Source organism: Streptomyces reniochalinae, from assembly GCF_003323735.1.
GTDB lineage: Bacteria > Actinomycetota > Actinomycetes > Streptomycetales > Streptomycetaceae > Streptomyces > Streptomyces reniochalinae.
In genome coordinates this window covers 204,509-224,817 of sequence record NZ_QOIM01000034.1, presented here as the reverse complement: position 1 = coordinate 224,817, position 20,309 = coordinate 204,509, and the positions used below count along the sequence as shown (strand labels likewise).

The 20,309-nt window shown below is 72.7% G+C and carries 19 protein-coding genes, 1 tRNA gene and 2 pseudogenes; 8 read left to right on the top strand and 14 right to left on the bottom strand.

The genetic code is table 11. The features are described 5' to 3' along the window. Positions 1-311: 311 nt before the first annotated feature. The 7 genes and pseudogenes from DQ392_RS15630 to DQ392_RS15600 all read left to right on the top strand — a co-directional run bounded on the left by DQ392_RS15630 (position 312) and on the right by DQ392_RS15600 (position 9,811). Positions 312-905, top strand: a complete 594-nt coding sequence (locus tag DQ392_RS15630) for a GNAT family N-acetyltransferase (protein ID WP_114016204.1) — start codon at positions 312-314, stop codon at positions 903-905. A 27-nt stretch (positions 906-932) separates the two neighbouring features. Next, entirely contained in the window at positions 933-2,534 is a 1,602-nt protein-coding gene (locus DQ392_RS15625) for an ABC transporter substrate-binding protein (RefSeq protein WP_245981508.1), read from the top strand. Between the two features lie 151 nt (positions 2,535-2,685). After that, positions 2,686-4,467 carry an ABC transporter permease subunit gene (locus DQ392_RS15620; protein ID WP_114016203.1) on the top strand — a complete coding sequence of 594 codons (1,782 nt, stop codon included), beginning with the start codon at positions 2,686-2,688 and terminating at the stop codon, positions 4,465-4,467. Positions 4,468-4,509: 42 nt separating this feature from the next. After that, positions 4,510-4,866: pseudogene (locus DQ392_RS15615) on the top strand (MFS transporter); the annotation flags it as partial. A 97-nt stretch (positions 4,867-4,963) separates the two neighbouring features. Then, on the top strand, positions 4,964-6,364 hold the full coding sequence (gene cysS, locus DQ392_RS15610; RefSeq protein ID WP_114016202.1) for a cysteine--tRNA ligase: 1,401 nt from the start codon (positions 4,964-4,966) through the stop codon (positions 6,362-6,364). A gap of 223 nt (positions 6,365-6,587) precedes the next feature. After that, the gene (rlmB, locus tag DQ392_RS15605) at positions 6,588-7,514 is read left to right on the top strand and encodes a 23S rRNA (guanosine(2251)-2'-O)-methyltransferase RlmB (protein WP_114016201.1); all 927 of its coding nucleotides are present in this window, start codon (positions 6,588-6,590) and stop codon (positions 7,512-7,514) included. 128 nt (positions 7,515-7,642) lie between these two features. Beyond that, positions 7,643-9,811 (top strand): DoxX family protein, encoded by a 2,169-nt coding sequence (locus tag DQ392_RS15600; protein WP_114016200.1) that lies wholly within the window; start codon positions 7,643-7,645, stop codon positions 9,809-9,811. A 220-nt stretch (positions 9,812-10,031) separates the two neighbouring features. On the opposite strand, the gene DQ392_RS15595 is transcribed toward DQ392_RS15600, so the two are convergent. The 3 genes from DQ392_RS15595 to DQ392_RS15585 all read right to left on the bottom strand — a co-directional run bounded on the left by DQ392_RS15595 (position 10,032) and on the right by DQ392_RS15585 (position 12,700). Beyond that, positions 10,032-10,751, bottom strand: a complete 720-nt coding sequence (locus DQ392_RS15595; RefSeq protein WP_114016199.1) for a nucleotidyltransferase family protein — start codon at positions 10,749-10,751, stop codon at positions 10,032-10,034. 84 nt (positions 10,752-10,835) lie between these two features. Beyond that, positions 10,836-11,282 (bottom strand): hypothetical protein, encoded by a 447-nt coding sequence (locus DQ392_RS15590; RefSeq protein ID WP_114016198.1) that lies wholly within the window; start codon positions 11,280-11,282, stop codon positions 10,836-10,838. A gap of 284 nt (positions 11,283-11,566) precedes the next feature. Next, the gene (locus DQ392_RS15585; RefSeq protein WP_114016197.1) at positions 11,567-12,700 is read right to left on the bottom strand and encodes an ABC transporter ATP-binding protein; all 1,134 of its coding nucleotides are present in this window, start codon (positions 12,698-12,700) and stop codon (positions 11,567-11,569) included. Between the two features lie 171 nt (positions 12,701-12,871). Here DQ392_RS15585 and DQ392_RS15580 point away from each other — a divergent pair. Then, positions 12,872-12,945: transfer RNA gene (locus DQ392_RS15580), tRNA-Thr, on the top strand. Positions 12,946-13,040: 95 nt separating this feature from the next. On the opposite strand, the gene DQ392_RS15575 is transcribed toward DQ392_RS15580, so the two are convergent. The 11 genes and pseudogenes from DQ392_RS15575 to DQ392_RS15525 form a co-directional block, all read right to left on the bottom strand. Continuing rightward, positions 13,041-14,279, bottom strand: coding sequence for a tyrosine-type recombinase/integrase (locus tag DQ392_RS15575; RefSeq protein WP_114016196.1), 1,239 nt, complete (start codon positions 14,277-14,279; stop codon positions 13,041-13,043). Continuing rightward, the gene (locus tag DQ392_RS15570; protein ID WP_114016195.1) at positions 14,276-14,503 is read right to left on the bottom strand and encodes an excisionase family DNA-binding protein; all 228 of its coding nucleotides are present in this window, start codon (positions 14,501-14,503) and stop codon (positions 14,276-14,278) included. The genes DQ392_RS15575 and DQ392_RS15570 overlap by 4 nt, the downstream gene beginning before the upstream one ends. Beyond that, positions 14,500-15,746 (bottom strand): annotated as a pseudogene (locus tag DQ392_RS15565) (replication initiator). Before DQ392_RS15565 ends, DQ392_RS15570 begins: the two are co-directional and overlap by 4 nt. A gap of 214 nt (positions 15,747-15,960) precedes the next feature. After that, positions 15,961-16,248: a SpdD protein gene (locus DQ392_RS15560; protein WP_114016194.1), complete on the bottom strand. Its 288-nt coding sequence runs from the start codon at positions 16,246-16,248 to the stop codon at positions 15,961-15,963. Positions 16,249-16,262: 14 nt separating this feature from the next. Next, positions 16,263-16,457 (bottom strand): hypothetical protein, encoded by a 195-nt coding sequence (locus tag DQ392_RS15555; RefSeq protein WP_114016193.1) that lies wholly within the window; start codon positions 16,455-16,457, stop codon positions 16,263-16,265. 14 nt (positions 16,458-16,471) lie between these two features. Continuing rightward, a complete protein-coding gene (locus tag DQ392_RS15550; protein WP_114016192.1) occupies positions 16,472-16,663 on the bottom strand; it encodes a mobile element transfer protein in 192 nt (63 codons plus the stop codon). Next, positions 16,663-16,851, bottom strand: coding sequence for a hypothetical protein (locus DQ392_RS15545; protein ID WP_114016191.1), 189 nt, complete (start codon positions 16,849-16,851; stop codon positions 16,663-16,665). The genes DQ392_RS15550 and DQ392_RS15545 overlap by 1 nt, the downstream gene beginning before the upstream one ends. 19 nt (positions 16,852-16,870) lie before the next feature. Next, complete coding sequence (locus DQ392_RS15540; protein WP_114016190.1) at positions 16,871-17,485, bottom strand: DUF2637 domain-containing protein; 615 nt, start codon at positions 17,483-17,485, stop codon at positions 16,871-16,873. Between the two features lie 86 nt (positions 17,486-17,571). After that, positions 17,572-18,894, bottom strand: coding sequence for an FtsK/SpoIIIE domain-containing protein (locus DQ392_RS15535; RefSeq protein ID WP_114016189.1), 1,323 nt, complete (start codon positions 18,892-18,894; stop codon positions 17,572-17,574). Positions 18,895-18,896: 2 nt separating this feature from the next. Next, on the bottom strand, positions 18,897-19,247 hold the full coding sequence (locus tag DQ392_RS15530) for an SCO3933 family regulatory protein (protein ID WP_114016188.1): 351 nt from the start codon (positions 19,245-19,247) through the stop codon (positions 18,897-18,899). A 201-nt stretch (positions 19,248-19,448) separates the two neighbouring features. Continuing rightward, positions 19,449-20,237, bottom strand: a complete 789-nt coding sequence (locus tag DQ392_RS15525; protein ID WP_027759825.1) for a GntR family transcriptional regulator — start codon at positions 20,235-20,237, stop codon at positions 19,449-19,451. Positions 20,238-20,309 lie beyond the last annotated feature (72 nt).

The window sequence follows — 20,309 nt, the reverse complement described above, 5'->3', positions numbered from 1 at the left end:
GCCGTGTTCGGCGGTCTGAACCGGCCGCCACCGGCCGACTGCCGCCGGGCGCGCACGCCCCGATCGTGTGGGGTGTGCGCGTTGTGGCGCGGAGCCACGGCGGTCGTGGGCGACGGCCGGAACCGGCGGCCACGGGGTGACTGTCGTGCGGCGCGCACGACCCGGCTGCGCCGGAAGGGGGCGGCCGCGGACACGGCGGACGTGGCGGCGGCCGGAACCGGCCGCCCCGGTTGACGGTCGCCGGGCGTGCCCGGCGACCCCCGCTGCGGTGGGTGCGTTGTTGCGAAGCGGTCGCAGTTACAGTTGACGGGATGTCTTACGTATTGCGTACCGCCGCCTCCGCTGATGTCGATGCCGCGCGCAGCGTCATGCTGGACACCGTCTACGGCGATCTGCGGTCGGGGTACGTGCCGCGCTGGCACCGGGACATCATCGACATCGAGGGCACGTATCTGCGTCCGCGTCGCCGCACGCTGCTCGTCGCTCTCGACGAGGCGAGCGGCGAGGTCGTGGGCACGGGCGCGGTCCGTGACCAGGGCCCGCAGGCGCCGCCGAATCCGCCGTGGGTCGCGGAGCGTTTCCCGTCGCGGAGCACCGCGCAGCTGTGCCGGATCTATGTGCGTCCGACGCACCGCCGTCTCGGGATCGCCCGGGCGATGGTGCGTGAGCTGTCGGCGTTCGTCGCGGAGGCGGGCGGTTACGAGGCGGTCTACCTGCACACGGATCCTGCGGTGCCGGGGGCCGAGCCGTTCTGGCGGTCGTTGGCGACGGTCGTGTGTGACGAGCGGGAGCTGCCGGGCGGCGGGCAGGGCATCGTCCACTTCGAGCTGCCGGTCCCCGCGCCCTCGGTGGGGGAGCCCGCGGGTGAGCCCGTGGGCGCCCCGCTGACCGCCACCGCTTGTTGAAAATCGCTTCCAGGTAGAGTCCGACCCATGCCCCACATACGCCGCGCCGCCAGGCCCGACCGCCGCGCCGCCAGATCCGACCGCGCCGCCAGGCCGAATCCCCGCGCTCCTGAGGCACGCCGCCGTGCCGCCACGGCGGCGCCGCCCACCGCCGTGCTCCTCACCGTCGTCGGCGCGCTGACCCTCACCGCCTGCGGCGGCGGGAACAGCGGCTCGTCCGGTGACCGGCTGCGGGTCTCCATGGCGTTCCCGCCGGCCCAGGCGATGTCCCCGTACGGGGACGACGCGGTCACCCTCAGCAGGCTTTCCGTCATCGAGGGGCTGACCAGGCTGGATTCCTCGGGCGAGGCGAAGCCCGCGCTGGCGGCGTCGTGGAAGTCCTCCCAGCGGGACCGCACGTGGACGTTCCAGCTGCGGAAGGCCAGGTTCCAGGACGGGAAGAAGGTGACGGCCGAGGCGGTGGTCCGCTCCCTGACGGCGGCCACGAAGGCGTCCCCGCAGCCGCGTGTGCTCAGCGACGCGGGGAAGCTGTCCGCGCGGGCGAAGGACGCGGACACGGTGGCCGTGACCAGCAGTGAGCCGGACGCGTTGCTGCCCCAGCGGCTGGCCAACCCCTCCCTCGCGGTGTTGTCGCCACAGGCGTACGGCAAGGGCGACAAGGTGACCGTCGCGGGGCATGCGACGGGCCCGTTCACCCTGACGAAAATCGAGGGGACGGTCCGCGCGAAGCTGGACCGCTACGACGGCTACTGGGGCGGCAGGGCCAAGGCCCCGGGCGTGGACGTGACGTTCACGGCGAACGGCACGACCCGCGCCAACGCGCTGCGGGCCGGCAGCACCGACATCGCCGAGTACGTGCCGGTCTCGCAGGCGTCGGTGCTGGAGAAGAGCCAGGTGCACGAGGTGCCCACGGCGCGCACCAACAGCCTGTACATGAACACCGCGCGCGGTCCCCTCAAGGACGCGCGGCTGCGCGCCGCCGCCCGTGCCGCCCTGGACAGCAAAGCTCTGATCAAGGGCGTCTACGAGGGCTACGCGGACGAGCCCGAGGGGCTGCTCGGGCCCGGCGTGAAGTGGGCGCGGGACAAGCGGGTGCCGGCCGAGGGGCGGGCGAAGGCCGCTTCCAGGGCGCAGGTGAAGAAGGCGCCGACGATCACGCTCGCCACCTACAGCAACCGCCCTGAGCTGCCGGAGGTCGTCACCGCTGCCCAGCAGCAGTTCGAGAAGGCGGGGTTCGAGGTCAAGCAGGTGGTGCGCGACTACGCGCGGATGGAGGCGGACGCGCTCGCGGGCAAGTACGACGTCTTCGTCCAGGCCCGCAACACGCTGCTCGACACCGGTGACCCGGTCTCGTACATGGAGTCCGACTTCACCTGCGAGGGCTCGTTCAACATGTCGCAGCTGTGCGACAAGGACGTCGACGAGGCCGTCAACAAGGCGGCCGGCACCGAGGACACGGCAGCGCGGCAGCGCGCGGAGATGGCGGCCGAGGCGGAGATCCTGCGGACGGACGCCGTGGTCCCGCTGCTGCACGAGCGCTTCATCCAGGGCGTCGCCGACGACGTCGAGGGTGTCTCCCTCGATCCGACGGAGCGCACGTTGGTCACCGCCGACACCCACCGCGGGTGAGCCGCGCGTGAGACGCGTGGGTACGCACCCCTCGGTGGCCGAGGGTACGACGGGAACCGCCGTCCGGGGGCGGGGCCGTTCGCCCTCCGGGGCCGCGCGGGGTCCGCGGGCTCCGGCGGGACGACGGCTTACCGTCCGGCCCGTACGGGGGTTGCAGATATGGGCGGGGCGGATGCTCGCCGCGCTCGGGGTCCTGCTCGTCATCGGGCTGCTGCCCTGGCTGACGCGCACCGATCCGGCCCGCACGATCCTGCACGCGCGCTACGCCGACCGCGCGCCCACGCCCGACGCGCTGGCCGCCATCCGCGCGGAGGCCGGGCTGGACGCGGGGCCGCTGCGGCTGCTCGGCGCATGGGCCGCGGGGGTGGCGCACGGCGACCTCGGCACCTCCTGGGTCTCAGGGCAGCCGGTGAGCCCCGACGCGCTCGCGGCGCTCGGCGTCTCCCTGACGCTCATGGGCGTCTCCCTCGCCGTCGCCGCGCTGCTGGCGACGGCTCTCGGCTGCCGCACCCTGGCGGCAGGGGCGCGCGGAACCGGCCGCAAGCGCCCCACCGCGCGCGCCGGGGCGCTCGGCGCGGTACTGGCGGCGCTGCCCGAGTTCCTGCTCGCGGCCGTCCTCGCGACGCTCTTCGCGGTGCGGCTCGGCTGGTTCCCGCCCCTGGGCTGGGGCGGTGACGAGCCCGTCGCCACCGCCGTGCTGCCCGCGCTCGCCATGGGCATCCCCGCGGGCGCCCTGCTGGGACGGCTCCTCGACGACGCGCTGCCCGGCGCCTTCGCCGAGGAGTGGGTCCGCACGAACGTCGCCTACGGCGTCCCGCCCCTTCGCCTCGCCCGGCACGCGCTGCGCCGCGTACTGCCGCCGCTGCTGCCGCAGTTCGGGTTCGTCGTCGTCGGCCTCACCGGCGGCGCCGTCGCCGTCGAGACCCTCTTCGCCATTCCCGGGCTCGGCGGGACGGCGCTCAAGGCCGCTCTCGCCCAGGACCTGCCCGTTCTCCAGACCTGCGTCCTGCTGCTGCTCGCGCTGGGACTGGCCGTCGGTGCCGGAGTGCGGGGCGTGCGGCGCGCCGCACTCGGCCCCGCGCTGGACGCCGGGGCGCTGCCCGCGCTCCGCCGCCCCCACCTGCCCCCTTCCCGCGCCCTGGCCTGGTCGGCCGGGCTCCTGGCCGCCCTGCTGGCGGCGACCGTCGCCTGCGGCATGACCCGCGACCCGCTGCACGTCGACACCGCCGCCCGGCTCGCCGCCCCCGGCGCGGCACACCCGCTGGGCACCGACGCGCTCGGCCGCGACCTCCTCGCCAGGATCGGGCACGGCGCCGCCCGCACCGCACTGACGGCCGTCGCGGTCGCTGCCGTCACCCTCGTCGCCGGGGTGGCGCTCGGGGTGCTGACCCGCTGGACGGAGGGCCTGCGGGAGGTCGTCAACGCCCTCCCGCCGGTCATCGCCGGACTGGTCGTCGCCGGCATCGCGGGCCCCGGCGCGCTCGGTGCGGCCGCGGCCGTCGCCGTCGTCGCCTGGGCGCCGCTGGCCGCCCACACCGCCGCGCTGTTCGAGCAGGAGCGCGCCGCCGCCCACGTGGAGGGCGCCGTCGCACTCGGCGCGGGACGGTGGCACCTGCTGCGCCGCCACGTACTGCCCGGCGTGCTGCCCCCCGTCGTGCGGCACGCCCTCCTCCGCGTCCCCGCGCTGGCCCTCGCCCTCGCCTCCCTCGGCTTCCTGGGCCTTGGCGCCGAACCGCCCGCCCCCGAATGGGGCCGCATGCTCTCGGAGAACATGCCGTACGCCGAGCGCGCCCCCTGGGCCGTCCTCGCGCCCGCCGCCGGCCTCGCCGTGGTCGGCGTCCTGGCCGTGGCGGCGGGCACGTTGACCTCCACGGCGCGGGGAAACAGGACGCCCCGGGCGCCGCGCGTGCCCCGTGAGGGTGAGGCCGGGTGACGCGGGTGCGCCGCCGCACCCGGCCCGCGCGGTGCGGCGCGGTTGCGCCCCCGCACCTCTTCGGGCTCGCCGGCCGACATACGCGCACTGCCGCCGTTCGTACGGCTGCTCGACGCCACGCAGCCGGCGTTCCACATCGGGTTCTTCGCCGTCCTGCCCTACCTGGCCGAGCACCTGGGCGGGGCGCTGGGCATGGGGGGCTGGCTGGTCGGCCTCGTGCTGGGGCTGCGGACGTGCAGCCAGCAGGGGCTGTTCGTCGCCGGAGGCGCGCTCACCGACCGGTACGGGCCGCGCCCCGTGGTGCTGGCCGGATGCGTCCTGCGCATCGCCGGGCTCCTGTGGCCGGGGTACGCGCAGGGGACCGCCTCGGTGATCGCGGCGGTGCCGTGCGTCGGGTTCGTCGGCCGGGCGGGCTGAGGGGACGCCGGGGCCGGTGCGCGGATGCTTCCCCGGGAGGGGCACGGGGGGACCGCCGCGGGCTACTACCCTTGACCCCGTGACTCTTCGCCTGTACGACACCAGCGCCCGGCAGATCCGCGACTTCAGCCCGCTCGAGCCCGGCTGTGTCTCGATCTACCTGTGTGGCGCCACCGTGCAGGCCGCCCCGCACATCGGGCACATCCGTTCGGGCCTGAACTTCGACATCATGCGCCGCTGGTTCGCCTACCGCGGCTACGCGGTGACGTTCGTCCGCAACGTCACCGACATCGACGACAAGATCATCGCGAAGGCCGCCGAACAGGGACGCCCCTGGTGGGCGATCGGCTACGCGAACGAACGCGCCTTCAACGCCGCCTACGACGCCCTCGGCTGCCTGCCGCCCACGGGCGAGCCGCGCGCCACCGGGCACATCCCCGAGATGGTCGAGATGATGCGCGTCCTCATCGACCGCGGCCACGCCTACACCGCCGACGGCAACGTCTACTTCGACGTCCGCTCCTTCCCGGAGTACCTCGCCCTGTCCAACCAGGACCTCGACAACCTCCGTCAGCCGGCGGGCGAGGGCGAGACGGGCAAGCGCGACCCCCGCGACTTCGCCATGTGGAAGGCCGCCAAGCCCGGTGAACCGTTCTGGGAGACGCCCTTCGGACCCGGCCGCCCCGGCTGGCACCTGGAGTGCTCCGCGATGGCGCACAAGTACCTCGGCCGCGTCTTCGACATCCACGGCGGCGGCGTCGACCTCGTCTTCCCGCACCACGAGAACGAGATCGCCCAGTCCCGCGCCTTCGGCGACGAGTTCGCCCGCTACTGGGCGCACAACGCCTGGGTCACCATGAGCGGCGAGAAGATGAGCAAGTCGCTGGGCAACTCGGTGCTGGTCAGCGAGATGGTCAAGCAGTGGCGTCCCCTCGTCCTGCGTTACTACCTGGGCGGCCCGCACTACCGCTCCACCATCGAGTACAGCCCGGAGTCCCTGCGCGAGGCCGACGCGGCGTTCGCCCGCGTCGAGGGTTTCCTCCAGCGCGGGACCGAGCTCGTCGGGGACGTGGCACAGGACGCCCGCGTCCCCGACGCGTTCGCCGAGGCCATGGACGACGACTTCGCCGTACCGCAGGCGCTGGCTGTCGTCCACACCACCGTCCGGCAGGGGAACGCCGCGCTGGGCGAGGGCGACAAGGCCGCCGTCGCCACGGCGGTCGCCGAGGTGCGGGCCATGCTCGGCGTCCTGGGAATGGACCCCCTCGACCCGTCGTGGTCGGGCGGTGCGCAGCAGGAGGGGGCCGGCCTGCACTCCGTGGTGGACTCCCTGGTCGGCCTGGTGCTCCAGCAGCGGCAGGCCGCCAGGCAGCGCAAGGACTACGCCGCTGCCGACGCGCTGCGTGACGATCTCCAGCGCGCCGGCCTGACGATCGAGGACACCCCCTCGGGCCCCCGCTGGGAGCTGACCACGGACTGAGGGGCCCCGGCCCCGCCCAACGGTGCGGTCCCCGGGACGCGCCCGCCTCCGCGCGAACGGGGAATGCGCGAGGCCGGGCGGCCCGGGGCCGAGTACCGGTACCGTTGACAGGCCGTACGCACATCCGAACCACGACCGCGTCCGCGAACCCGCGGCGCGGTCCGCACCGCGCGCCGCCTCGTGGCCGCGGCCCGCACCGTCAACGTGAGCAAGGTAGGTACCCATGCCCGGGAAGAAGAAGGGCCCGCAGGTCGGCAGCGGAGGACAGCGCCGCCGAGGCCTGGAGGGCAAGGGCCCGACGCCGCCCGCCGAGATGCGCAAGGGCCACGCCAAGCAGCGCGCCGCGCAGGCCAAGGCGCGCCGTACCCAGGGCCGTCCGCAGCGCGGCGGCCCCCGGGGCGGCAAGGGCACCTCCGAACTGGTCGTGGGCCGCAACTCGGTGGTGGAGGCCCTCAGCGAGGGCGTCCCGGCGAACGCCCTGTACGTCCAGCAGTTCATCGACAACGACGACCGGGTGCGCGAGGCCGTCCGCGTCGCCGGTGACCGGGGCGGCATCCGGCTGGTCGAGGCGCCCAGGCCGGAGCTGGACCGGATGACGAACGGCCTCAACCACCAGGGCCTGGTTCTCCAGGTGCCGCCGTACGAGTACGCGCACCCCGAGGACCTGGCGGCCGCCGCGTTCGACCGCGGCGAGGACCCGCTGATCGTCGCGCTCGACGGGGTGACGGACCCGCGCAACCTGGGCGCCGTCGTCCGCTCCGCCTCCGCGTTCGGCGGGCACGGTGTGGTCGTTCCCGAGCGCCGTGCGGCCGGGATGACGGCGGGGGCGTGGAAGACGTCGGCCGGCACCGCGGCGCGTACGCCGGTGGCGCGCGCCACCAACCTCACCCGTGCGCTGGAGTCGTACCAGAAGGCCGGCCTGACGGTGATCGGGCTGGCCGCGGACGGGGACGTCGAACTGGGGGACGTCGCCGCGCTCGACGGTCCGCTCGTGGTCGTCGTCGGCAGCGAGGGCAAGGGCCTGTCCCGGCTGGTGGGGGAGACGTGCGACCTGCGCGTGCGCATCCCGATGCCGGGCGGCGCCGAGTCGCTGAACGCGGGTGTCGCGGCGGGCGTCGTCCTCTACGAGGCGGCGCGGCGGCGCGCCTGATCCGGGCGCGCGCAGCCACCGGCGCGGGGCGCGGGCCCCGGCGGCCGCCGGGGCCGATGATCACTTGACGGGCCTCCGACAGATCGGCGTGGTCAAGGCAGTGTCCTAACCGTCCGTCACTCGGTTAGATGAGTGTGGACACCAGAACACCCCGCGCACCCGGCGCTTCGGGCCGCGGCTCTGGGCACAGCCCAGGGGGAAGCCCCCGCGGTTTCTTCGACGACGAGCCGGTGCTGAGCACGGTCAAGGTCCCGTCCGACCCCGCTGAGGTGGTCGTCAATCACGCGAGTTTCCGAGTGCGGCTCGGTGCGTCCTCGACGGCGCCGTCCGCGTACTCCTCCTCCGTAGCCGCGCGCGCCGCCCTGGCGTCCGCGGCCTCCGCCGCGTCCCTCACGCCCGCCACCGCCCTCCCCGTCGGCGCCGCTTACCCGGCGGCCCGCGCGGGAGGGGGGATGGCCGGTGCGGGAAGCGGCGCCGGGCACGGCCCCGCGTTCGAGGACACCGAGCCCCTGCCGGTCGCCGCCGGCGGCGGAGTGGCCGCCAGTGGCCGCCGCTCCGCCGCCGCGGGACCCGCGGGCGCTCCCGGCGCCGCACGGGCGGCCCGCCGCCGCACGCCCGTGGTCTGGAGCGGCGGCGCCGAGCCGGACGACACCGGCGCCACGAAGGTGATCCAGGCCGCCCGCACCGCAGGGCTCGTCGGCTTCGCGGGGCCCGCGGGCACCGAGACCGACCCCTCGTCCACGCAGACGCTCCCCCGCGTCGACGGCGCGCCCCCGCGCGGCGGCGCCGGCGGCGGCCCTGCCACCGTGGTCGGCCCGCCCCGCGGCCCCCAGCCGTCCGAGAGCGGACGACCCGTCCCACCCGGTGGCGCGCCGCTGCCGCCGCAGGGCGAACCGCTGCTCAAGGGCGTGCGCCCGACGCGCGGCGCCTTCGACGGTGAGTCCGACGAGTACGGCGCGTACGGCGAGCGGGGCGGCTCCACCGGCCACACCGCCCTGATCGGCACCGTCGGTCACCGCGGCCACGGGCCGCACGGTCCGTACGGGCCCCACGACGGCGCCTCCACGGGCCCCCTGACCACGATCGGCCACCCCGGCCCGCACGGCGAGGACCCCCAGGCCGGCGAGACCGCCGAGGACCGCGGCCAGGACACCGAAGGACGACGGCGCCGCGACGGCGTGCGGCACGCCTACTACCCCGGGCGCCGCATGAACCTCGGCGTCGTCCTCCTCCCGCTGCGCGTCTTCCTCGGCTTCATCACCGTCTACGCCGGGATGGGCAAACTGTGCGACCCCGTCTACTTCGACGGCGGCGAACGCGGCTCCATGGTCACCTGGCTGCGCTCCCTCGAACCGTGGACGATCGCCTCCCCGCTGCGTGACTTCGCTCTGGCGCACCCGGTCGGCGCGGGGCTCACCGTGGCGTTCCTCCAGGTCGTCGTCGGTGTACTGACGATCTTCGGGCTGTGGCAGCGGGTCGCCGCCGGCCTCGGGGCACTCCTGTCGGCAGCCCTCCTGATGACGGTCAGCTGGAGCTCGGTCCCCGCGTACGAGGCGCCCGACATCATCTACCTCGCCGCCTGGAGCCCGCTGATCATCGCGGGCGCCCCGGTCTTCTCCGTCGACGGCAGGCTCGCGAGCGAGGCCTGGCGCAAGCTCGGCCCCCGCGTCTCCCTGTGGGACCTGCGCCGCCGCGTGCTGCGCCGGGGTACCCTCGTCGCCTCGGTGATCGTCGGCCTCGCCCTGCTCGTCGGCTCGCTGCTGGGCAGCGCCGTCCGCTCCTCCCAGACGACCACGCTCCCGGGCCGCGGCGAGACGCCCACCAACCGGCTGCCCGGCTCACCGATGCCCCGCACCCCGGGGGAGGGCGCCGGCACCGGCCAGGCCACGCAGGGGCCCGACGGCGGCGCGGACGGGCGGCGCGGGGACGCGGACACCCGGCGCGAGGACCGCGACCCCTCCGGAGACGAGACCCGGCCGGGCGAAGGCCGGGCCACCAGCGGCCCGGAGTCGACCCCGAGCCAGGGCCGGACCCAGGGGACGTCCCAGGGCGACCAGCAGGGCACCACAGCCCCCGGCGCCCAGGAGGGCACCACCGCGCCGCCCCCGCAGCAACAACAGCCGCAGCAGCCCCAGGCGACGACGGGCAGCGGCAGCGCGGGCAACGGCCTCTCCCGCCAGTCCTCCCCCTCCGGCGGCACCTCGTCGTCCGGCTCGGGCGGCGGCACCTCCGCCTCCGACGGCGGCGGCAGCAGTGGCGGACGCGGTGCGCTGGGCGGCCTGCTGGGCGGCCGCTGACGCAGTCCGCGCGGCCTGCTGGGCACAGGTGTGAGGCCGTCGGCTCCTTCCCGGGATCTCGCGATACCCGGGGCGGAGCCGACGGCCTCACGCGTACGGTCCGTGCTCTGTGTTCTGTGCCCGGGGGCTGCGGCTTGGGGTCTGGAGTCCGGCGTCTGCGCGCGGTGGCGCGGCGCGTGGACGCGGGCGCGTAGCGGCGCGCCCGCGTCGTCGTCGGTCGTCAGCCGCCGTGCTCGCCGGCGAGCTCCTTGGCCGCCTCCGTCAGATCCTTCGCGGTGTCGATGGCCCGCCAGTACGAACGCTGGGGAAGCGGATAACCGGCCAGGGCCCGCTCGCGGGCGAGACGGGGGAACGTGGTGCGCTCGTGGTCACCGCGCTCCGGCAGCAGCCCGGCGAACCGCCGCGCGAAGACGTAGACACCCGCGTTGATCAGATACGGGGAGGGCGGCGCCTCGATGAAGTCGAGGACGTGACCGAACTGGTCCGTCTCCACGGCGCCCCACGGAATACGCGGCCGGGCCAGCGCCAGCGTGGCCGTGGCATCGCGCTCGGCGTGGAACGCGGCCATCTCGCGCAACGAGAAGCGCGTCCAGATGTCACCGTTCGTGGCGTACCACGGCTCGTCAGGACGCGGCAGCGAGCGCGCCGCGAACTTCAGCCCGCCGCCACGCCCGAGGGGCTCGGGCTCGGTCACCGTCGTCACACGGCAGGGGAGTTCGGCCTTGCCGAGCCACTCCTCGAGCACTTCGGCGAGGTGACCCGAGGAGACGACGACGTCGGTGACGCCTTCGTCCGCGAGCCACGCCAACTGGTGGCCGATGATCGGCACTCCCGTGCCGGGGATCTCCACCATCGGCTTCGGGCGGTCGTCGGTGTACGGCCGAAGCCGTGATCCCTGCCCACCGGCGAGGATCACGGCCTGGGTCGGATGCTGGGTCATGGGCCGCACCCTATGCGCGCGGCACCGGGCTCCGCTGGGCGCAGCCGGGCTGTGCTGGGTTCTGCTGGGGCTCTGCCGGGGGCCTCAGCCCATCTGGGCGACCCCGTACGCGAACGACGTGTCGCAGACCGGACGCGAGAAGCGCTGCGCCCGCTGGGCGCCGTACTTGTGGACGGCGGCCTTGCCCAGCGCCCGTGCGAGCGAGGTGCAGTGCCGGGCGAGCGACGGCTTGCGCGTCATCGCGCGCTGAAGGCTGCTGAGCGCCACCCCGGGGTCCTGCTCCTGCAACTCGGCGATGAGCCGGTCGCGGAGCACGTCCTGGGGCTCTCGCCCGGACGAGGACGCGGGAGGCGAGGCGGGCGTCGAGGCGTCCCGCGACGACGCCTCGTGCGAGGACGCGGTGAGCAGTTGCGTGTCCGAGGGCGAGGCGGCCCATGGGACGCGGGCGACGGCGAGTGTCCCGGACAGAACGAGCACGACCGGGAGAACAAGGGCGAGGGATCGGCCGATACGGCGGGCTGCGTGGTTCACGCCCGTGATGGTAGCGACCGGTAGTGATTTGGCGACATTGTGTCACCACTCCGGGCGACTGCTTGCACGGTTTGTTCGAGCGCCGTCATACGCAAGAGTCAGGCGAGGGCCGCGCGTTGACGCCGGTGGGGCCGGCCGAGGCGGGGCGCGACGGGGCCGGTGACGACGAAGGGCCGCGACGGGTGCGTGAACCCGTCGCGGCCCTTCGTCGAGCCACCGCGTACAGCGACGCTGCTGAGGTGCGAGGCGCTGAGCCGCCGAGCTGTTGAGCCGTGCTCCGGTGGTCAGTCGCTGAGGCGCTCGCCGGAGGAGGTGGCGAAGACGTGGGACTCGCCCGCGCGCGGCACGACGTGGATCGTGGTGCCCTTCTCCGGAACGCTGCGGCCCGAGACGCGCACCACCAGGTCGCTCTTCTCGCCACCGATGTCGGCGGTGCCGTAGACGTACCCGTCGGCGCCGAGCTCCTCGACGACGTTCACCGTCACCGGGACACCCGCGTGCTCGCCCTTGGAGAGCTTCTTGTCGCCGTCGCCGCCGCTCTCGCCGTTGACGAGGTCGAAGTGCTCGGGCCGGACGCCGACCGTGACCGTCTTGTCACCCTTGTCCGCGGCGGCCTTCACGGCGTCCCGCTCCACCGGCACCACGCTGTTGCCGAACTTGACGCCGCCGTCGGTGATCGGGACCTCCACCAGGTTCATGGCGGGGGAGCCGATGAAGCCCGCGACGAAGAGGTTGGCGGGACGGTCGTACATGTGGCGCGGGCTGTCGACCTGCTGGAGCAGCCCGTCCTTGAGGACGGCGACCCGGTCGCCCATCGTCATGGCCTCGACCTGATCGTGCGTGACGTACACCGTCGTGATGCCGAGCCGGCGCTGGAGGCCCGCGATCTGCGTACGGGTCTGGACACGCAGCTTGGCGTCCAGGTTGGACAGGGGCTCGTCCATGAGGAAGACCTGCGGCTCACGGACGATGGCCCGCCCCATGGCGACACGCTGCCGCTGACCGCCGGAGAGCGCCTTGGGCTTGCGGTCCAGGTACTGGGTGAGGTCGAGGATCTTGGCCGCGTCCTCCACCTTCTTGCGGATGTCCGCCTTCGGGACGCCCGCGATCTTCAGGGCGAAGCCCATGTTGTCGGCCACGGACATGTGCGGGTACAGCGCGTAGTTCTGGAAGACCATCGCGATGTCCCGGTCCTTCGGCGGAAGGTGGGTCACATCCCGGTCACCGATGCGTATGTTGCCCTCGTTGACGTCCTCCAGCCCTGCGAGCATCCGCAGCGACGTGGACTTTCCGCATCCGGAGGGTCCGACGAGGACGAGGAACTCGCCGTCCTCGATCCCGATCTCGAGCTGATCGACGGCGGGCGTCTCCGCCCCGGGGTACACCCGGGTCGCCTTGTCGTACGTGACCGTGGCCATGTTCTCTTCTCCTTCACCGGCAGGTACGTGCCGGACGATCCGTCGTAAAGGGGGAGGTGTAGTCCACTGCGTGGACCTGGCCAGGACGCTAGCCTCTGATCCGTCTTTTGTCAGTAGTCCGACCAGCCCGAACCACCGCCGGGTACACTGCACGAGCGAGAGCGCACCCCTGCCGCCTTAGCTCAGCTGGTTAGAGCATCTGTCTTGTAAACAGAAGGTCGTCGGTTCGACTCCGACAGGCGGCTCCGCAGGTCAGAGGCCCCGCATCATGATCGATGCGGGGCCTCTTTCGTGCCGTACAGCAGCGAAGTACAGCAACCGGGGTGATCGTTACGGGCCGCTACGAGGCTTCCGAGCTGGGCCCGAAGCCCTTGGAGAGCCGTTGCAGCGCCTCGCGGATCTCCTCGTCACTGGCCTCCGAGTACACGTCGAAGGTCATCGTGAACTTGGAGTGCCGCAAGATCCGCTGCGCCACCTTGGGGTGCACCTTCATCGCGACGAGCAGCGAACCGGTGGTGTGCCGAGTGTTCCGGAGCGGGATCGCGCGGACGCCGGCTTGGCGGATGCGGACGGCGAAGGCCCGGGTGAGGTTGCCGGGCTCGATCGGTGTCCCGTAGCGAGTGGTGAAGATCAGCCCATGCACGTCCTGCCAGAGCTCTCCGGCCGCTTCCCGGTCCTCTTGTTGCTGCTGGCGACGCTGCCGCAGCGCTGCGAGGCAGAGTTCCGGCAGGGGAAGGAAGTCCTCCGAGTCCTCCGTCTTCGTCTCCCGGTGCAGGACCTCACGGCCCGCACGCTGGAGCTGGTGATCGATGTACAGCTCTCCGGTGTCGAAGTCGATGGACTCCCACGTGAGGCCGAGGATCTCACCGCGCCGGAGCCCGAGAGTGAGCGCCAGAACCCACGCGGCGTACAGCGGGTCGTCCGAGGTGACGGCGTGCTCCAGGAAGCAGCTGGCTTCCCCGACGGACCACGCCTTGACCTTCCGGCGCCGGGGCTTCGGGACGCGTACGAGCTTGGCGACGTTGCGCGGGATCTCCTCCTCGATCACGGCCTGGCTCAGGGCCGCGCGGAGGGTGTCCCGGGCGATCTGGACGACGCGCCCGCTCGGATACTGCTCACAGCACTCGCCAACAGCGCAGCAGCGTTGCCGTTCCGGACGACGCTTGGCGTCCTTGCGCTGGGCGCAGCACTGGCAGGTGTCTGCGAGCTTCGTCAGCCACTCGCGCACGTCGCGGACCGTCAGCTTGTCGAGCCGCTTGGGGCCGAGGCGGGGCACGATGTAGAGGCGAGCGGCACCCTCGTACGCGACGTACGTCAGGGGCGCCAGGTTGGGCTTCACGACCGAGGCCAGCCAGTAGTTGAGGAAGGCAGCCACGGTGCGGTGCTGAGTGGCCACCGGGCCCTTCTTGGCCTCGTTGTGGAGCTTCAGCCACTTCTCGTGGACCTCCGGGCGGGTCTTGCCGTAGACGTACTTGCGCTTGTGCTTGCCGTCCGGGGTGGTGACCCAGACGTACGCGGCGAAGCCGCCGTTGCGGTAGGGGTAGATGGAGCCTTCGCCGTTGCCGCGCTTGCCGCTCATGCGGACCACCTCTCGGCGCCGACGCCTTCAGCTTCGGCCGCACAGCGGTCGATGTACTCGTCCACCCAGGCCGGGAGGATGCGGCGGTTACGGCCGACCTTGACGGAGCGGATCTCCCCGGTGAGGACGAGCATCTTGGTCTTGGAGAGGCCGAAGCCGAGCATGGCGGCGACCTCGGCCGTGGTGTGCCACTTGGGCGTGATGCTGGTCGTGGTTGCCGTCATCGGGCGTTGTCTCCTTCCGGGGTTTGGGTGGTTGGGGCGTCGGCGAGGGATGCGGACAGCCACTGTTCGGTGGGGGTGAGGCCGGTCCCGGCGTAGGCCCAGTGGGCGAGGACGAGCGTCGTTTGCTCGCTGTCCACCGGCTGTGGATCGTCGCCGCGTGCGATGGCGGCTTGCAGGCGGCGCCATTCAGCGCGGGCGGTGCGGAGGGCGCCGAGGGTGGTGGAGTAGCGGCGGGTCTTGGTGGAGAAGTGGCCCCGGAAGCCGAGCATGTGGGCCCAGGCGCGGAGGCGGAGGTGTGCGAGGTCTTTGCGTGCGCCGAGGGCCCAGGCGGTGCGGATGAGCCGTTCGGCGTGCTGTGGGAGGTTGAGGGTGGCCAGTTCGGCGACGAAGCGCAGGCGGCGGTCCAGGGTGCCGGTGGCTGTTTCGGCGCCCTTGGTGGCGTACTTGGCGATGTAGGCCGCGACCGCGCGGTCAGTGAGGGCGTGGCCGCCGTCGAGGTCGGGTCCGTGAATGGTGCGGATGTCGAGCTGTCGGCCGAAGGCGAACGTGTGCGTGCGACCGTCGAGGACGGGGCCGGGCACGACGGCGCGGGAGGCGGCGGCGCGGATGGCGTCGCCCAGCAGCTCGGCGGAGGCCCAGTGCGGGGGCGGGTCTCCCCGCCGGCTGGGCCGTCGAGGCGGATGACGGCGTGGAAGTGGACGACGCCGCGCTTCTGGTACTCGGCGACCTTCGCGAAGGACACCCGGGCACGTTCGGGAAGCTCCCGTTGGGTGAGTCCGGCGCGGCGTGCGATTTCGCGGCGGAGGTGGATGGTGAAGCGGCGCCAGAGCATGCCCGCGTGGGCGTTCCAGAGCACCGCGGACTCGTAGTCATACCGTTCCGGGTCCAGCGGCGACCCGAGCGCCGGATCGTCGGCAGCGTGGTGCCGGCCGCAGCGGCAGGCGCGGGTGCCGGGGCGGTTGTGGACCGGGCCGAAGCTCGGGGCGGTGAAGGTCGCGAACACGCGCGGGTGCGAAATGACTTCTTCTGGGGTGCCTTTGCCGCCGCGTAGTCCGGCGGTGATGAGGTGGAAGGTGTCGCGGCGGTAGGTCTCGGCACAGGCCGCACAGCGGGTGGTGCGGCGGTTGCCGCAGCGGACCAGGAGATCACCCGCGGGAAGGTCGGCGGAGTCGAGGCGTCGCAGGGCCGGGCCGATCTCACCCGTCGTGGTGTCGAGGTTGTGTTCGGTGCGGTGGCCGGCCAGGCGGACGGGATTGGTGCAGCCACCCAGTCCGGAGAGCTGGCGGAGAATACCGGGCAGGGAGCCGGACGCGGCGAGGTTTGCCAGGTCGGTGAGCGGGGCGGGGGTGGTGCGCGCGATGATGGTGCTTCTCCTTCTCTGACCTACGGGGTGGGGGAAGGGGCCGGGCTGCCGGGGCGGTGGATGCTTGGCGGTATCGAGCCGCCCCGGTGGCCACTCAGCGGTGGTGGATGCCGCTGCGGGAGCCGAGGAGCGAGCGCAGGACCAGCGCAGCCACGGCGACCGAGACGGCCGTCACGACGACCGCAGCCAGCAACGCGACGACGACCACACCGCCGACCACCACGGCCGCGACGGCCCCCGAGCCGACCGTCGGCAGCGAGCGCTGCGGAGGCATGGCGACGGGTGCGGAGTGCTGGCAGCCGCAGGCAGGGACGTGCACCTGCTGGCCAGTCGTCGGCAGGTTCGGGGCGGGCGTCTCGGGGAGCTGGGGGCGCAGGAACATCGGCTTTCCTCCTGTCAGTCGTGGGTGCCGTTGACGGTTTTGACTCCGGTGCGGGTGCCGTTGTCGATGGCGGGGGCGAGGAAGGTGTCGGCGAGGTAGAAGCCGAACAGCGCGATCACCACGACGAGCCAGACCCGGACGCCGAGGAACTTCACAGCGCCCCACACCAGCAGGCCCAGGACCACGACCAGGGGCAGATTCACGGACACGGGAAGCGCTCCTTTCAGCGGACGGGGCAGCGATGGGTGCGAGCGGCAAGCTCGGCGGCGGCGCGGGAGTCGTAGTCGGCGCAGAAGCCGCAGCGCGGGGCAGTACAGGCAGCGGTGTGCTTCTCACGTCCACGGCCGTCAGGGGCGGTACCGACCTGTACGGGGCCGATGCGGATCACGGAGCGGAAGCGGCGGTTGAGCGGCATCAGCAGTCCTTCAGTCGCAGGGATGCGGGGCTGGGGAAGCGGCGCAGGATGCGGGCGGCTTCCTCGGGGTCCTCGGTGCGGGTGGCGGCTTCTTCTGCGAGCAGGCGGGCCAGGGTGGGGCGGCCGGTGTGGGCCATCTCGTGGGCCGCGTCGAGGTAGTCGAAGCTGTCGGGCACGTGTCCGGGCATGGCAGGTCCTCCGGTTCGGTCAGGTGAGGTGGGCTGCGATCTGCTCGGCGAGTGGTGCGGGGACGCCGAGGCGGGCGCGGAGGGTCGGGGTGTCGATGGGGGTGCCGGTGCGTTCCTCGTGAGCGGTGGCGATCTTGCGGGCGTGCTCGACCAAGGCGGCCGGAACAGAAGTGGTGGACGGCGCCGGGAGCTCCGGCTCGGCCGGTACGGATGAATCGGAAACGGGCTCAGCGGTGGTCGGCTGCTCGGAGGCCGGCTCGGCTGGGGGTTCGTGTGTGGTGTGGGCGAGGAGGGTTCCGCCGAGGAAGGCCAGCGCGGGCCACCCGGCGACGAGGATGCGCAGCCAGTCGGGAACGTCGTCCAGGTCGAGGAGTCCGGCGGTGGCGATGTTGGCGCCGAGGGAGGCGGTGAGGGCGACGAGGAACCAGCACCAGCCCGCAGCCCGGTCCTGTCCGGAGCGCAGCCGACGCCAGGCGGCGACCAGCAGCAGGTCGACGGACACGGGGTAGGCCCAGGCTTTCCAGCCGTCTTGTCCGGCGGCCGAGGCCAGGTGGTGCAGGTGGGCGAAGGACAGCGCGGCAGCGATGACGGCCTGGACGAGCACGGCGTCTACGCGGGCGAGGTGGGCGCGCATGGATGGCACCTCCTTTCGTTTTCGGCATGGGAGGGGTAGGGAGTTGGCGCGAGATGGACGCGCCGGCCGGATCGGAGAGCGGAACGTCAGGCGGTAGCGGGCCGGAAGGGCTTGAGTGCGGGCAGGTCCGGCACTAGGTGGGCGGTCCGTTCACACGCGGCAGCAGCGTCGGCCAGGGACAGATACGGGGTCCGGATGCGAGACCACCCGCCGGAGGTGTCACCGACCACGGCCAGGCCGGGGCGTTCGGGAGCGATGGTGCAGGCGGCGCCGACCGCTTCGGGGGCGATGTCGCCGAGCGCCATCTTTGCGGAGGGTTCGTCGTTGACGCGGTGGCAGACGCGGCCGGAGAGCTGGGCGCGGAGCATGGTGGCGCCCTTGCCCAGCTCGGCCCCGAACCGCTGTCCGCACACCTCCAGATAGATCCCCGCAGCACGGCCGAGCTGGGCGAGCCGGATGAGCTGGGTGACCATCTCATCCCGCCGCTCCTCATCCTTCCGCGAAGCGACGAGGAACAGTTCCGCGACCTCGTCCACGAACAGCACGATCGGCACCGTCCGCTCGCTCTCGGGCAGGCCCCACACGTCCGAGGTGATCTCCTCATCCGGGGTGGACGGGGCGATCCCCTGCCGGGCACGGATCAGGTCGTAGCGGTCCTCCATCTCCTGTACGAGCGTGGGCAGCAGCTCGGCGGCCTGCCCCGCGTCGGTCGCCAGGGCGGAGAGCCGGGGCGCGAACGGCGCCAACTCGACACCGCGCTTGCAGTCGATGCCGGCCAGCGCGACCGGCTGTGCGGCGAGTCCGGTGATCAGGTGCCGCAGGTACATGGACTTGCCCGACAGCGTGGCGCCGAGCACCAGTTCATGCGGGATGGCGCGGTAGTCGCGGACGAAGGCGGTTGCGTCCTCCCGCAGTGCCACCGGCACCCGCAGGAACCCGCCACCCGCCTTGCGCGGCATCCGTACCCGTTGCAGGACGTCGAAGCCGACCAGGCGCAGTTCGACCACACCGGGTTTGACCGGCTCGACATAGACGCCATGCACGCCCCAGGCATGCCGCAGCCGCTCAGCAGAGGCAGCAACGTCGGCGGGCTCCTGCCCCGGAGCAAGCCGCAACCGGATGCGCAGGCCGGTCGGGGTCGGCCGCAGCAGGCCCCGACGAGGAGGAACCGGCCGCACCTCACGACGAGTCGCAGCCCGCACAGCCAGCGCACGAAGGCGAGAGGGCGGCACGGTCAGCCCGCACGAGTCCATGACCGACCCGTACGAACCCACCAGGCGTGCAGCCGAGGCAGGCATGCCCACGGCCGACCAGTACGCGGCAGGGTGCCGGGCCCGGAGGTAGGCGGCACCGGCACCGAGCCCGGCCACGGGGCCGCCTACCTCCACCAGCGTCATCAGCTCGGACACGGTCAGGCCCCCATACCCGCCGGAACGGCACCCGGGGCGACGGCGGCAGCGCGGTAGGCGATGCCGTGGCGCTGCTGCCCGTTGAACACCGAGTCCCACGGCCGAGCCACCAAACCCGGCAGGGAGACCGGGGAACCGAGGGCGAGCCCGTCCGTCACACCGCTCTCGGGAACGGTCACGTGGATGAGCGAGGACTCGCCCTCATCGATGTAGACGACGCCGACCTTCATCAGCGTCTCGCCGCTCACCGCGTCCTTCGCGACTTCGCCGGTCTGCCGGTCCCGCACCTTCGGCGCGGGCGCCTCGGTCAGAAGGATGGTGGCGGAAGAGGTCTCAACTCGAATGGTGCGCAAGGTCGTTTCTCCTTGTCCGTACACCGGAGCGACGAGAGCTAGTCGTCTAGACAAGTCCACGGATGGTTCGCCCCGGACGTGCTTGTTGGGATGCGGATACTCTGCCACATGTCTTGCCCACTCGTCTATACGAGTATGCCTCTCGGTGTGTACGAGTCCGCGAGAAACGACCCAGCGCCGTCATCACGGGCCCGACATGCCCTAGTTGGCGGGGAGTTGGTAGGCGAGGACGTAGGCGTCGGCGGCCATGACGGTGTCGCAGACCTCGACCGCGCGCCCCTCGGTGTCGTAGGCGGTGCGGATCAGGCTGATCACGGGGACGCCGGAGGAGAGGCGGAGCATCTTGACCTCGGCCGGGGAGGGCATCCGGGCGCGGACTTCTTCGTCGAAGTGGTCCAGGCGGTGCCCCAGCTCTTCCAGTCGGGCGTAGATGCCGCCGGGCCCGGGGTTGGGTTCGGCGATCTGCGTCCCGCGCGCGAGGTCCAGGGGCAGGTAGGAGACGGCGAACTCGACGGGCCGTCCGTCAAGGAGGTAGCGGCGCCGCCGGGCGAGGACTTTGCGGGGCGATCCCAGACGCGCGGAGATGTCCGGTGCCGGCTTCTCCTCCCGCACCTCCAGGCTGTCGACCTCGGGCTTGCTCCCCGCGGCTTCCGCTTCGACGGTGAAGGCCGACTTCCCCTGATCGCGATGCCGACGTGCGAACCGGTCCGAGGCAAGACGCCGGACCGGGGGCCGTGGTCGCACGAAGACGCCTTTACCGTGCTCCGAGGAGACCAGCCCCTCACTCTGAAGGATCGAGAGCGCGTTCCGCACGGTCATCCGGGACACCCCGAAGTGCTCGACGAGCTCCGCTTCGGACGGCAGCTTGGCGCCTTCCTTGAAGCGCCCCTTGTCGATGGCTTCCCGGACCTGGTCGGCGATCTGCCGGAAGACAGCGCGATCACTGGTCGGGTCGAGCGCCCCGAGAACGCCGGACGACAGTGCAGCCATAACGGGTACTCCTTTGGATATCTAGACGAGCTACTGAGTTCTGTTGCTACGGTGGAGAAGCCTAGCCATCTG

Coding starts and splice junctions, on each gene's coding strand:
- DQ392_RS15630 (WP_114016204.1), top strand. CDS start 312: ATGTCTTACGTATTGCGTACCGCCGCCTCCGCTGATGTCGATGCCGCG.
- DQ392_RS15625 (WP_245981508.1), top strand. CDS start 933: ATGCCCCACATACGCCGCGCCGCCAGGCCCGACCGCCGCGCCGCCAGA.
- rlmB (WP_114016201.1), top strand. CDS start 6,588: ATGCCCGGGAAGAAGAAGGGCCCGCAGGTCGGCAGCGGAGGACAGCGC.
- DQ392_RS15600 (WP_114016200.1), top strand. CDS start 7,643: ATGAGTGTGGACACCAGAACACCCCGCGCACCCGGCGCTTCGGGCCGC.
- DQ392_RS15595 (WP_114016199.1), bottom strand. CDS start 10,751: ATGACCCAGCATCCGACCCAGGCCGTGATCCTCGCCGGTGGGCAGGGA.
- DQ392_RS15585 (WP_114016197.1), bottom strand. CDS start 12,700: ATGGCCACGGTCACGTACGACAAGGCGACCCGGGTGTACCCCGGGGCG.
- DQ392_RS15575 (WP_114016196.1), bottom strand. CDS start 14,279: ATGAGCGGCAAGCGCGGCAACGGCGAAGGCTCCATCTACCCCTACCGC.
- DQ392_RS15570 (WP_114016195.1), bottom strand. CDS start 14,503: ATGACGGCAACCACGACCAGCATCACGCCCAAGTGGCACACCACGGCC.
- DQ392_RS15560 (WP_114016194.1), bottom strand. CDS start 16,248: ATGTTCCTGCGCCCCCAGCTCCCCGAGACGCCCGCCCCGAACCTGCCG.
- DQ392_RS15550 (WP_114016192.1), bottom strand. CDS start 16,663: ATGCCGCTCAACCGCCGCTTCCGCTCCGTGATCCGCATCGGCCCCGTA.
- DQ392_RS15545 (WP_114016191.1), bottom strand. CDS start 16,851: ATGCCCGGACACGTGCCCGACAGCTTCGACTACCTCGACGCGGCCCAC.
- DQ392_RS15540 (WP_114016190.1), bottom strand. CDS start 17,485: ATGCGCGCCCACCTCGCCCGCGTAGACGCCGTGCTCGTCCAGGCCGTC.
- DQ392_RS15525 (WP_027759825.1), bottom strand. CDS start 20,237: ATGGCTGCACTGTCGTCCGGCGTTCTCGGGGCGCTCGACCCGACCAGT.